We start from the raw sequence: 12,977 nt of genomic DNA, 5'->3' as shown, positions 1-12,977 counted from the left end.
TTTTGTTCTGTTAAATCAATGGATTGATTTAAAGAATTGGAGAAAAAATCTCCCTTAGAAATACAGGTGTGCTGCAACTTTTATTTGCTGCTATAGTTTTGTTTTGTCGAATTCCGTTCTACCAGTTTCGAATTAATAACCGTTCTCTCCTGGAGAAAATGATGTCCTTTTTTCTCTACCAGTTTAAATAATATATCGGCCGCCTCCCTTCCTATTTCAAATGCAGGCTGTGTAATTGTTGTCATGGATGGATTCAACAGTTTTGCTGTTTTTAAATTCGAAAAACAAATCACTTTCACATCTTGCGGAATCTTTAGGTTTAATTCTTCACAAACCTCATAGGTTGCAATGGCAAGGCTTTCAATGGATGCAAAAATCCCATCGGGCCTGTCATTCCGCTGCAACAGCTCTTTAATGAGCTGATAATCGGTATGATCATTTCCATCACAATTCAATACCATACCGGTATCAGTTTCTACATTATTTTTTCGTAGTGATTCCATGTATCCACTCATGCGCTTATTGCTGATGGAAAGAGATTGAGATATGGTGAGAAAGGCAATTCGCTTACATCCATTATCGATCAAATGTTGCGTGGCTAAGGCGCCGCTGGCGTAGTCATCTGTAATAACTTTCGGGACATTGATATGTTCAGCAATCCTGTCGAAGAAAACAAGCGGAATTTCTTTGTCGTTCAATTCTTCAAGATGAGCTGTGTCATTCGTTTTTGATGATAAAGAAATCATCACTCCATCAACCCGGCCGTTTTGAATCATTTTTGCAATGGCCACTTCCCTTTTCACATCTTCATGTGTGAGATATATTAATACATGGTATCCTTTTTCCTGCGCTATCGATTCAATACCGTTTATAACAGGGCCAAAAAAATCATTTACAACTTCAGGAATAATAACCGCAATGGTTCTGCTCTTTTGCTTTCTCAATCCACTTGCAAAAGGATTCACCTGGTAATTCAATTCCTTTGCCTTGGCGAGTACGATCTTTTTTGTGCCTTCACTGATCTCATGACTGTCACGCAATGCTTTCGACACCGTTGAGAAAGACAGATTCAGTTCATTGGCAAGGTGTTTCAGCGTCATGGCAAATCGTTAAAAGCTGTTGACAGTTTCTTCATAAATAGATCCGTTACACTTTGAACATATGATTTGTGTTTATGACCAGAGATACGAGAAGATTGCAGATCTCTTTTTTTGAAGTTTGCAGAGATTGACAGAAAAGAATTTTGATTGTCTGCTTTCTGAAAAGCCCGGCTTCCCAAAAGCAGTATCCTATGCGAAATACATTGAATAACTTTCATATATGGCATTGATAAAGATGATCGTTACTTAATATAAAGCACAAACTATTGGCGGAGGGTGGGTGGGGAGAAAAATAAACCCGGGGAATGCAGACGTTGACTTATTTTAACCGCACAGATGAAGGATTGAGATACTTGATCACAACATGACTTTTAAAGCGACGTGACATGAAAATTTTCTTCAGGTTGGGCGCAAAAAAACTCACCAATAAGTGGTGAGCATTTTAGTGAGTTGCTGCGTTTTGGTGAGCATCCATTTCCTGTGATTCGTATCCCTGCTAGCTTTTTGCGCAATAATGATCTTATATATTGCAAAGGCCTTCAGTCTTTGTAACCATACTCAATTCCTGTTAAGAAAAGAAGCATTAGAGTGAACCATCTGAAGGAAGATTTAGCCTTATTATAACTCTTAAATTTAACTTAGCCACCTGTTACACCAGAAAACAGTATCAACCTAACCCTCTGTCATAACCCATTGTTACTTTAGCTTCTAAAACCCTAAACAGTAACTCTTCGTTAGCAAATTGGCGACCACTACTTCATTTCGTTAGTTCCAACACTAAAGGGATGCTATTTCTAAGAAAATATCGCAAAGCTCCTTTGGCTTACTAAAGAATGGCGAATGGCTTGTATGCATCTGATAAACTTTTACGCAAACAGTTTCATTGTACATTTTCTGTTGAATAAATGGCGTAACAGCCCGGTCGTCTGTACATTCAATATAAAATCTGCGTACAGATCCAAAATTTTCATCAGTTAATTGCAACGGTGTAATTCCTGACTCTACAGGTTCATGACTTAACAACAGCTTGGCCAGCTCTGTAATAGAATCATCACAATCATGGTAAAGACCTTCTTTATAAATTTCTGTTTGCAATGTATGTGCATTCAACTCCGGATACCTGGTGACATATGGTTTCAAAACACCATTAATATCTAATGCAGAATACTCTGCCTGTGTTTTTCCATTTGGAATTAAATACGCTGCCAGATAAATCAATTTTTCAATTTTCTCAGGACGATATTCTGCAGCCTGCGAAATAACGATTCCGTTTTTACTATGACCAACGAGAATTACTTTTCCTTCAATACTGTCTATTAAATCGCAAACGCCTTGTACAGTTGAGTGAAGCTTCACCTGGCTGATCGGCGTTTTGTCTCTACCCATACCCGGTAAATCAATTGCATACACTTTATGCCCCAGTCCTTCTAAAATGGGAATTACTTTATGCCAGTTCCAGGAGCTATGCCATGAGCCGTGTATTAAAATAAAGGTTTTCATTTTTTGTTTTTTGTTTTTATGCAACGCAAAGTTTCATGATCTGCGAAAACCAGAAAACCCGAAACTTGCGCAATTAATGTTGATGATTTGTTTTTGCTCCTTCCCAGCCAATGATGGCGGTTTTTCTCGTAGCACCCCACATATACCCGCCTGTTAATCCGGAAGATTGAATAACACGATGACAGGGAATTAAAAATGCAACCGGATTACTGCCGATGGCAGTACCTACTGCCCTTGAAGCGTTCGGGTTTTCAATTTTATCAGCAATTGCGCCATATGTTGTAAGCTTCCCCATTGGAACTCTCAAAAGTGTTTGCCATACTTTCAATTGAAAATCGGTTCCTTTTAAATGCAATTTTATTTGATGAAGTTTTGTCCAATCCTGTGTGAAAATATGAAGTGCATTTTGCTGAATAAAATCAACCATTTGCCTGAACCTTGCGTTTGGGAAATGATTCAGCAGCGCATCAAATGCAAGATGTTCATCATCCGCAAATGCCATGTAACAAATCCCTTTCTGTGTTGATGCTACTACGATGTTACCGAACGGGCTTTCTGCAAAACTGTAGTTGATAGTAAGATTTTTCCCGCCATTTTTATATTCGGCAGGCGTCATCCCTTCGATATTTATGAACAGATCATGCAACCTTCCTGTACCTGAAAGACCTGTTTCGTATGCCGCATCAAACAATGTTGCCTGGTTCTCTTTTAAAAGCGACTTGGCATATTCCAGCGTTGTATACTGTAAAAACTTCTTCGGACTTGTACCAGCCCACTCGCTGAACAGACGTTGAAAATGGAACGGACTCAGATGCACCTTCTTCGCAACTTCATCAAGATTCGGTTGCTCCTTGAAATTTGACTTGATGTATTCAATTGCTTCTGCAATCCGTTTATATGTCACTTGTTGTTGCTCTGTCATATTGCTGCAATTTCGTACTGTAAATGTCGACAGAAGTTTGGCATCATCAAACCCGAAACTTGCTGAAGATTTGCCAACATCCTTTTTTAATTGCTCAGATATCCGGGGTTTTTCTCCGTTAACTTATACGCTTTTCTTGGGATTACCGGCATCCTGCGAATTTCAATCTTCCCTCTTACCAGCGATTGAGAATAATGAATCGATAGTTGTTGTTTTAATAAATAAAAGGAATTTTTATAAACCCACAATCTGTTGACAAGGCTTCGCTTCTGTGTTGTTTTCGGAGGAGCAATAAAAGTTGTCTGATATAAACTATCGCCATTTACCACAACTTTCCTGACGCTCTGTTTCCTCTTCAAAGGCAACACCAACCTTAATCGATAATAGATAGGCGATCGATTGTTCATTAAAGCAACTGCCGAAAAACGAACCTGGAATTGCAACAAAGGCCGCTCTATTGAAATGGGCTCTACTTTTCCCTGCAGATTGTAATAGCGCCTGTCAAAAACTCTTTGTGCAGCAACAGATAAATCCATGAAAAGAAATGATATGAATAGAATACCTCTAAGCATGTTCAGTCAATTAATAAAAAGGGTACAGATTAAAATCATCAGGCATTAAATAGTCAATACAAATTGGGTCTCTCTTACATTGTCAGGAGTTTTCAATTATAGTCGAGCAAACGTTTTGTTACTATATGCATTTTGCTGCCAAGCTTCTTTCCAATACGATCGAGACATTCATCATAAATGTAGCGGGTGCTTTGCGGGCTATATTCTACCACAGGCAACTTACCTACAGCCTTTTTTTCTTTTTCTGAAAGAGCATCCTTCGAAAGAATATGCAGCTCATCTGACTTATGTAATTGCTGAATATGAGCAGATGGCATTATTCTCAAGCCAAACCTGGATATAACACCATCGGGATTAACAGCATAAGTATGAAGTGTGGCTGGAAATGTCCGGTGATATGCATCAAGTATTGCAGCTAATTTAAACTCATCTACCCCTTCTTGTAAAAGCACAGCAACTTTGTCATCTTTTTTAAACAGCACTTTACTAAGTATATGTTTTTTGTTACGTCCATCAATGGCAATGCTTTCATGTTTTGTACGGAGTGTTGCGTGTGGATAATATACCTGCTTCATAACCCGTTGCATTGTTTGCTCACCAAATACATCACGGATCACTGCAAGACCTCCCTCTGTTGCATTTGAAACTCCGGCTGTACTGTAAAGATTTCCTGCTTTTGTATAGGTTACTGCCGTTGTCCAGGCAGGTGCAGAAAATAATTTCATATTCAATTGAATGTCGGATGCATGTGTTGTCAATGCTTTTCCATCATACAGGCCTGTTGCAGCTGCTGTAAATGATCCGGCGCAAACTGACAGAAAAATAGTTGTATCTGTATACTTACTCTTGATCCAATTAACTACAACCGGATCCTGCTGGGTTTTACCCATTGCAGAAAAATTGGGAATTACAATTACGGAGGGCTGAATCTTTAGTGAATCAATTTCCCGGAATGTATAATGTGGCAAAGTAAAAAAGCCCTGCATTACTGCAATTGGTCCTTTTTCAGGAGCAACGATATAAACATTAGCCTGTTCAGTAAGATTGAACAAATTAAAAGGTGCCATCAAATCAAAAATTTCTGTCCCCTTGTTATATGCCAGCAAGAGAATCGTTTTCTTTTTTGAATCGGGCATTGTAGTTTTAGTCCTTTCAGGTGTTATTCCTGCATACTCCGGAACTCTTGAAAACTCCTTAATGGGTGAACAGCCTGCAACCAGTAATGTTACAAGCAGAACGATTGATGTGAAAATGCGTGTCATTTTGTTTGTTTTATTGAATTGTTGTAATTGAATTATTTATGTTTAGGTATAAGAATCATCTTAAGGCTGCCAAGAATGAACAATAACCCTAGTATAATGGCCGGCGTTACTGGTTCATGCAGAAACAAAAGCCCCCACAGCAAACTAAAAACAGGCACCAACATGGTTACAACAGAAGCATTTGTTGCACCTACATTACTTAGTAATTTGAAGTAGATCGAGTAACCAAGTGCTGTACAGAATACTCCCAAAACAAAAACAGCAGCTGCAATTTCAACTCCCGGAAATGTTGTAGCAGGCGAAGAAAAAAGCAGTGGCATTACAAGAACCGCTGCAGCACTCATCATTCCGGTAGCTGTTTTTAACGGTTCGGTATGTTTGAGATATTTCCTGGTGTACACAGCACCTACTGCATACGACAGAGAAGCGCTTAATGACAAAACGATCGATAACATAACTCCACGAGTAAGATCTAATGGCATCCATCCCACTAAAATGGTAAGCCCAAGCAATCCAACTACAATACCGATAATCTTTTTATAATTCAGTTGTTCTTTTAGCCAGATAGATGATACGATGATTGTAAACAAAGGTGTTGTTGCATTGAGTATAGCACCAATTGAAGCGTTAAGGTTCGTAATGGAATAAGTTATAAATCCAAAAGGCAGTAATATATTCAGCACCCCAAGTACGATGTACTGTTTCCAAAAAAGCTTGTAATCGGGAAGTTTTTTTGTGTAGGAAAAAACTGCGATCATCACAATTGCTCCCAATATAATTCTTGAGGCCATTGTAAGAGAGATGCCCATTGCCGGCGCAGCCAATCGTAAAAACAAATAGGAACTTCCCCAAATTGCTGCAAGCAAAACCAATAGTAAGATATGTTTCAGTTTCATCTTCTGATTAATTTAGAAGACAAAACTAATTTCACCTTTGAGCAAGGTTGTTACATATAAGCCATGTGGTTTTATATTATTTACAACGGGCAATTACGATTCTACATAGATGTAAATAACGAAGGGCGACTTAATACTAAGTCGCCCTTCGTTGCGGGTCTGTTTTAAACCGTTTAATTATTTTCGTTATTGCCGTTATAGACCAAGTAATGGTAACTGTAAAACAAATATCATCTCACTACTTTATAACCCATTTTTTCGATAGCCGCAATTACGTTCTCATTTGAATTTAAAGATTCATCTATACTAATTGTTGCCTTGCCCTGCTCTACTTCGTGAATTGTAACGCCCTGCTGTTTTGAGAGAATAGTTTTGATCACATTTACACAATGATCTCCACCCATACCGTTAATGATAAATGTATACTGCTTCATATTGTTGCTGTTTTTTATTGCGAATAAACATTCTACTGTCGTAAATATCGATCCAGTGATGAACTTAAAGACCTTCTACAATAATTCCATCAAACCTGCCGGAAGAATGCCTTAAGTTTTTCAATTCCCTGTACTCTTCCGAATCATACCAACGATTAGCTTCTTCATAACTCGGGAATTCAATCATCACCAAATGACTTGGCTGCCAAGTTCCCTCCACTACTCTTATACGGTTACTGGCTACAAGATATTTACCGCCGAATGAAGTTACTACCGGAAAAACTTTCTCTTTGTATTCTTCCAGCTTAGAAAGACCATTAATCGCAATGTTATCAAACAGGCAATATGCTCTGCCTGTCGCATTTGTTTTTGTTTCTGGTGTCATAGTATTTTTTTTAATATTGAGATGTAAAATTAAATACGCCTGCCTGCGATCTTCTTATACAATAACCATCAGTTTGTATGAAATTTTCAGACGAACCCTGTTGTTTCAACTGTAACATTGTTGTTGAGCGGATGACTTTGGCACAGCAGAATATAACCTTCATTTACCCGGTCGTTTGGTAACACATAATTCTGACGCATGTACACATCACCATCTAACAGTTTCGCAACACAAATGCCACAGGTTCCGTTTTTGCAGGAATAGGGAACCCGTACATGATCCTGTAACGCTGTTTCAAGAATCGTTTTCCCCGGTTCCACTTCCAGTAGATTCGATTGCTCCCTGTGATGAATCAATACTTCCTGCATTTCTTGTGGCAGACTTACAGTGATTTCTTCTGCCTTTGGCTGAAAGTATTCCTGATAAAACTGATGTTGCGGAATTTCAAGGCCACTGATCACCTCTGTTGCAAGTTGTAACAAACCATCAGGGCCACAAACAAAATACTGAGCGTTTAGGTATTCATCACCCAGGTTTTGCCTGATGATTTTCTTTAAGCGAATGCGGCTGAGCCTGCCCTGAATAATTTCACTCCACCTTGCAGTAGGAGTTTCAGCAGACCCTGTAAAAACCTGTACGATCTTCAGCCGGTCAGAAAAAACTTGCTGCATATAAGCCAGTGCATTTGCAAAAATTACATCTCCCTCATTCTTGTTGGAATCAACCAGCAAAATGTTTGTGGAAGATGTTAGCAGCAGCTGTTTTAAAATTGAATACAACGGCGTAATGCCGCTTCCTCCGCCAATCAATACCACCCATTTGCAGTTTTCTGTTTCAGTTGTTACATGAAAAAAACCATGAGGCCCATCAATCTCCCACTCTTGTATTTCTTCTGCATGAGTGAGTATATAATTACTCATTATCCCGGCTTGTACTGCTTTCACTGTAATGGCAGGATGTGCATCATGCTCGGGAGCACTGCTGAGGCTATAGGAACGGGTAACGCTTTCTCCATTGATGGAAAGTGTAAGATTTACAAACTGTCCGGCTTTAAAAGAAAACACATCACCCTGTGTGTCAAAGATGACTGTTACTGACTGTGTTGTTTCCCTGATGATACAGGCAGTCTTCCAGAAATAATGCTGTTTCACTTTTTTAAACAAATCTATTCAGCATCGCAGATGATTTGTTTACACTTTTACAACTGTTTTGTATAAAATTTCATGAACAACTGAAATCAATCTTCTTTGCTGATCGTCAACCATTCATCGTAAGACACTACTCCCGATTCGGGCTTTGCTCTTCCTTCAAGTATACTGATAAACTCCAGGACATTACCATCCGGATCATCAAAATAAATCGCAACTGCAGGCATCCAGCAAAACACCATCGGCCTGGCAATGCCATCCTTTAAAAAATTATAACAACGGATATTTAGTGAATGAAGGAAGGATACTGATTCATGCAAGATCCAGTTCTTATCACATTCAAATGCAAAATGCCTCGAACTTCGTTCTGCTTCGGGCATTTCCCAAAGTCCCAGCATAAATTTTTGCGGAGCACCCACCCAAAAGAAAGCGATCTTTCTTTCTTCATCGTAATGACATGGCGCCAAGCCGGGCAGTTGCTGATAAAATTGAATGGAGGTTGCCAGGTCTTTTACATAAACATGTGTTTCATACAATCCCTTGATCATAATTTTATGTTTTGTACAGGTTGTTGCACCCTTGATTTTGATGCAAAATAGTCAAAGGAAAATTTTCCCGCACCATTAATCACTAAAAGCAACGCCAATCCAATCACCAGCAGATGATATTCATACCCTTCTCCTTTCTGGTTCCCATCCCAGTTCATAAAGAACCCATAATCGGAATGTGCCGTCACAATCATTCCGATAAACATGATGACATACGCAATTGCCATTAACCTTGTTCCGGTACCTGTAAGCAACAATACTGCTCCAACAGATTGCAGCATGATTACAGTGAATGCCACAAGCCAGGGAAGACCTGCAACACCTGTAAAATATTGCATGCTGCCGTTGAAACCATAACCACCAAACCAGCCCAGCAATAACTGTAAACCGTGTGGCAAAATAACAATGCCCAATGTAAGACGTAACAACAGTCCGCTTACATGATCATTCGTGTGAGTGATTGTTTGAAGAATTCTCATAACTATATTTTTTTGATTGCAAAAATGCTGGTGCATGTTCCTTGGAAAAATAAACTGGTTTAAGTTTTTGAGATCATTCAAATTTTTTTCAGAAAAAGAAAACAGTTTTCTTAAACCAGTTTATTTTTTCTGGTTCGGGTACAAATCATTTTTGCACTGTAAAGTTTCGATGCTGTTATGAACAGACCCTTTGTCTGGCTTTTATTCGGGAAGTTCATACCGTCAGAATAATTAAAAAAGCTTTTCAACTTTATTATGAAAATAATTTTACTCTCTATTTCTGTGATGCTCGCTGTAAAAACAGCCAATACACAACCTTTGATTATAGAAGGCTTAGCAGGAAATGACTACCTGTTTTATCAGCACCTGATTGCTAAAAAAATTTCAGACAAATCGCCGTTTGGGATAATGCATATTGCTAACGTCAGCAGTTTTTATCAATCGAATAAAGTAAAAAAAGCTGCTGAAGTTATGAACCAGGCATATATAACATCAAAACTCAACCGGTCACTTACACTTCTTACAGGTATCTTTTACAGTAATGCTACAAATGTTCGGATAGCGGCTGGTATCCAGTACGCTGCGGTTTTTAAAAATGGCTTATGGGTTACAGTGCCAAGAGTTGATATCATGAAAAATGGATCTGTGGAACTCATGAGTATGCTTGAATTTCAGCCTCCTGTAAAAGAACACACCAAACTATATGTGAGGTTACAGGTTATGAGTAATTATGGTCCATACCAACACAACCGAAGTTACCAGCGTGTACGACTTGGCGTAACCATCAAAGGAACACAGATTGGCGCAGGAATGAATTTTGATGAATATGGAAAAGACACAAAAGTATATGTGAATACCGGAATCTTTTTACGAAAGGAGATCAATTAATATTTTTTCGTTGTTCCTTTTGTTTGAGAACAATTCGTTTTTTGATCGTACTCAGAAATTCCGGCGAAATGCCAATATAAGAAGCAATGTGTTTGGCAGAAATCTGCTGGTCCATTTCAGGATAAGCTGCTGCAAAAGCACGATAACGCTGTTCGGCATCCATACTCAACGCCTGCAATGTGCGTTTGTGGAAGGAAGCGTAAGCTCGTTGGATCAATAAACGAAAAAAGCGTTCCATCTTCGGCACCTTATCATACAGCATCTGTAAATCATCATACGAAAAAGATAGCGTTGTTGTTTTCTCCAGTGCTTCTGTAAACATTGTTGCAGGCGTTTGTGTAATAAAGCTTGGAAAATCGCCCACCCACCACTGGCTGATGCCCAGTTGTACTACATGTTCGTATCCGTCTGCATCAATAAAATAAACTCTGGCACTGCCATCCACAATGAAATTGGTAAACCGGTTAACCTCTCCTTCTGCATTGACATAATCGCCTCTTTTAAAAGATCGTTCACTAACGTAATGCAGTATCTCCCGCTCCTCATCACCGGTAAGCTGGATGTATTGTCTGAAATTGGAAAGCAGTAAATCAGTATTCATGCGTTAAATATAATAATCCAAAATGGGTTTTCTGTTTCATGTCTGATTCCTGCACATCTTTTTTCTGCAAAAATGAACTTATTATTCGTGGTGAGAATCAAAATTATCCGAAAAAAAGAGGCTGTTTAAAAAAACAGCCTCGTAAACTATTCGCACAAAAATGATGAGATCCTTATTTCCCCTGTTTAATTTTTATCACAGCAATTAACACGCTCACTGCACTTACTACAGCTGCACTGATGAATGCTGTTTGAAAACCATTGTTCAATGCTTCAGCTTCTGTTACACCTGCAGCAGCTGCTGATTTTGTAACAGCAGCCGCAATCACTGCAATAATCGCTAAGCCAATGGCCGAACCAATTTGATAACTTGTATTTACTATACCGGATGCAAGACCTGTTTCTTCAGGTTTAGCGCCCGACATTGAAGCCATCGTGCCGGGAATATATGCGAGTGACATACCTAACGCACCTAACAAAGAAGCAGGTAACACGTTCAACAAGTAGGTTCCGTTTGTTGGTACAAACGCAAAAAGAATTAATGAAGCAGTCAATGAAATTAAACCGGCAACAAGATTTCGTTTAAATCCAAATTTAGCAACCAGTTTACCTGTCAATCCTACCATTACAATCATGATCACAACTGTCATCGGTAACAAGGCCAGGCCACTGTTGAATGCATTTAAGCGAAGTATTTGCTGTAAGTAAAGATTCAAAAAGAACCAAAGCGGAATCCATGCAGCAGCCATCAACCCCATTACAAGATTTCCTGCTGTGAGATTCGGTACTTTAAATATCTGCAACGGAAGTAATGGATCTTGCTTTTTCTTTTGCGTGCTGATGAACACAACAAACAAAAGAACAGCTGCTGCCAGCAAACCAATTGTTTGCAGTGAAAACCATCCGGCTGATTCTGCAGTAACAATTGCATAGACAAACAGAATTAATGAAACGGTTGCAAGAATAGCACCTGCCCAATCTACTTTCCCAATTGCTTTGCGTCCCGCAACAAGATATTGTTTGCTGAAAGCAAGAACAATGAGTGCAATGGGAATGTTGATATAAAATACCCACCGCCAATCGAGCCATTCTGTTATAACGCCACCAAGAAACACGCCTGCTGAACCACCAGCTGCGGCAGATGCTCCCCAAAAACCAAATGCCTTGCCCAGTTCTTTTGGATCAGTAAAGGTTGTCATTAACAACGTCATAGCTGCTGGTGCAATCAATGCAGAGCCTAATCCCTGAACAGCTCGACTTGTATTTAATATTTCAGGTGACCATGCGGCACCGGCACCGAAAGAAGCTGCTGCAAGAATGCCAAAGCCCCACATAAAAATTTTACGAGCTCCGAATAAATCGGAAAGACGACCGCCTAATAATAAGATACCTCCGAACAGGATCACATAGGCATTAAAAATCCATTGCAGACCACTTTGCGTGTAGCCTAATTCAGTTTTAATGGCAGGCAATGCCACGCCAATGATGGATGTATCCATGATCACCATGAATTGCGCAGTGCATAATAATGCCAGCGCTGTCCATCTTTTTTCATACTTCATAGATGAAAGGTTTAATGTTGTTTGCATAATAATTTATTTGAGTACGAAAATAAATTCATGCGAAAGGGATGTTGTTATATTAAAAGCAAGTGTTTGTATATAATTTGAGCGTGATAACAGCACATGGATATAATGAGATTCTAACCTATGTTAATAAACAAGCCTTCCACATTTGGAAGGCTTGTTTATTAAGTAAATTAAACGGGCTTATTTATTCATACCTCAATCATGAGTGTGCTGTCTCATATTTTTTATCCATGCAAGAGCAGCATCCGATTCAGTAAAGTAATGTTCATGCTCATTCCCAAAGCGGGTTTGATAGTCAAGCATCTTGTCTGCATTATGATGAACATTTGCCATAGCAATACAGTTGATTCCTCTTGTTTGTTTTAATTCAACACTTGCTTCAGGAAACATATCAAGGTATCCGATACGGTAGTTGTAATCTGCCAGCAGTAATGGAATAATTGTTCTGTACTCCTTATGGGTTTCCATATTTTCTGCTTCAAATCCATGAAGATCAACCAGCATCTTAAATGAACTGTTGTCGGGTAAAAGATTCAGAACATTATACAATGAATTTTTCCAGTTCTGAATATCTTCGAGATTTACAATTCCGCTTAACCTGGCCACTACCAGTTTTTCACCAGATTGCCATTCGGCTTTCACTATTTTTTCCAT

15 protein-coding genes are annotated in these 12,977 nt (G+C 39.0%); 1 reads left to right on the top strand and 14 read right to left on the bottom strand.

The window, feature by feature from the left end:
- Positions 1-80: 80 nt before the first annotated feature.
- The 11 genes from H4075_RS07115 to H4075_RS07065 form a co-directional block, all read right to left on the bottom strand.
- Positions 81-1,100 (bottom strand): LacI family DNA-binding transcriptional regulator, encoded by a 1,020-nt coding sequence (locus H4075_RS07115; RefSeq protein WP_182805453.1) that lies wholly within the window; start codon positions 1,098-1,100, stop codon positions 81-83.
- 777 nt (positions 1,101-1,877) lie between these two features.
- The gene (locus H4075_RS07110; RefSeq protein WP_182805451.1) at positions 1,878-2,600 is read right to left on the bottom strand and encodes an alpha/beta fold hydrolase; all 723 of its coding nucleotides are present in this window, start codon (positions 2,598-2,600) and stop codon (positions 1,878-1,880) included.
- A gap of 73 nt (positions 2,601-2,673) precedes the next feature.
- Complete coding sequence (locus H4075_RS07105) at positions 2,674-3,522, bottom strand: bifunctional helix-turn-helix domain-containing protein/methylated-DNA--[protein]-cysteine S-methyltransferase (RefSeq protein ID WP_182805449.1); 849 nt, start codon at positions 3,520-3,522, stop codon at positions 2,674-2,676.
- 86 nt (positions 3,523-3,608) lie between these two features.
- The gene (locus tag H4075_RS07100) at positions 3,609-4,058 is read right to left on the bottom strand and encodes a hypothetical protein (protein WP_182805447.1); all 450 of its coding nucleotides are present in this window, start codon (positions 4,056-4,058) and stop codon (positions 3,609-3,611) included.
- A 128-nt stretch (positions 4,059-4,186) separates the two neighbouring features.
- Positions 4,187-5,356 carry a DJ-1/PfpI family protein gene (locus tag H4075_RS07095; RefSeq protein WP_182805445.1) on the bottom strand — a complete coding sequence of 390 codons (1,170 nt, stop codon included), beginning with the start codon at positions 5,354-5,356 and terminating at the stop codon, positions 4,187-4,189.
- A gap of 32 nt (positions 5,357-5,388) precedes the next feature.
- Positions 5,389-6,252, bottom strand: a complete 864-nt coding sequence (locus H4075_RS07090; RefSeq protein ID WP_182805443.1) for a DMT family transporter — start codon at positions 6,250-6,252, stop codon at positions 5,389-5,391.
- 230 nt (positions 6,253-6,482) lie between these two features.
- Positions 6,483-6,686, bottom strand: a complete 204-nt coding sequence (locus H4075_RS07085) for a heavy-metal-associated domain-containing protein (RefSeq protein WP_182805441.1) — start codon at positions 6,684-6,686, stop codon at positions 6,483-6,485.
- 64 nt (positions 6,687-6,750) lie between these two features.
- A complete protein-coding gene (locus tag H4075_RS07080) occupies positions 6,751-7,071 on the bottom strand; it encodes a DUF1330 domain-containing protein (RefSeq protein ID WP_182805439.1) in 321 nt (106 codons plus the stop codon).
- Positions 7,072-7,157: 86 nt separating this feature from the next.
- Positions 7,158-8,222 (bottom strand): flavin reductase family protein, encoded by a 1,065-nt coding sequence (locus H4075_RS07075; RefSeq protein WP_182805437.1) that lies wholly within the window; start codon positions 8,220-8,222, stop codon positions 7,158-7,160.
- Positions 8,223-8,308: 86 nt separating this feature from the next.
- A complete protein-coding gene (locus tag H4075_RS07070) occupies positions 8,309-8,767 on the bottom strand; it encodes a VOC family protein (protein ID WP_182805436.1) in 459 nt (152 codons plus the stop codon).
- Positions 8,764-9,246: a DoxX family protein gene (locus H4075_RS07065; protein ID WP_182805434.1), complete on the bottom strand. Its 483-nt coding sequence runs from the start codon at positions 9,244-9,246 to the stop codon at positions 8,764-8,766. The genes H4075_RS07070 and H4075_RS07065 overlap by 4 nt, the downstream gene beginning before the upstream one ends.
- Before the next feature lie 255 nt (positions 9,247-9,501).
- Between H4075_RS07065 and H4075_RS07060 the strand changes: the two genes are divergently transcribed.
- Positions 9,502-10,134: a hypothetical protein gene (locus H4075_RS07060; RefSeq protein ID WP_182805432.1), complete on the top strand. Its 633-nt coding sequence runs from the start codon at positions 9,502-9,504 to the stop codon at positions 10,132-10,134.
- On the opposite strand, the gene H4075_RS07055 is transcribed toward H4075_RS07060, so the two are convergent.
- The 3 genes from H4075_RS07055 to H4075_RS07045 all read right to left on the bottom strand — a co-directional run bounded on the left by H4075_RS07055 (position 10,127) and on the right by H4075_RS07045 (position 12,977).
- Positions 10,127-10,735 (bottom strand): Crp/Fnr family transcriptional regulator, encoded by a 609-nt coding sequence (locus H4075_RS07055; protein ID WP_182805430.1) that lies wholly within the window; start codon positions 10,733-10,735, stop codon positions 10,127-10,129. The genes H4075_RS07060 and H4075_RS07055 overlap by 8 nt on opposite strands.
- A gap of 172 nt (positions 10,736-10,907) precedes the next feature.
- Positions 10,908-12,323, bottom strand: coding sequence for an MFS transporter (locus tag H4075_RS07050; protein WP_220494876.1), 1,416 nt, complete (start codon positions 12,321-12,323; stop codon positions 10,908-10,910).
- A 195-nt stretch (positions 12,324-12,518) separates the two neighbouring features.
- Positions 12,519-12,977, bottom strand: a complete 459-nt coding sequence (locus tag H4075_RS07045) for a hypothetical protein (RefSeq protein WP_182805429.1) — start codon at positions 12,975-12,977, stop codon at positions 12,519-12,521.

Origin of the sequence: Lacibacter sediminis (genome assembly GCF_014168535.1) — a bacterium.
Lineage (GTDB): Bacteria > Bacteroidota > Bacteroidia > Chitinophagales > Chitinophagaceae > Lacibacter > Lacibacter sediminis.
Note: the sequence above shows the minus strand (reverse complement) of the source record. Positions and strands in the feature narration are given on the sequence as shown.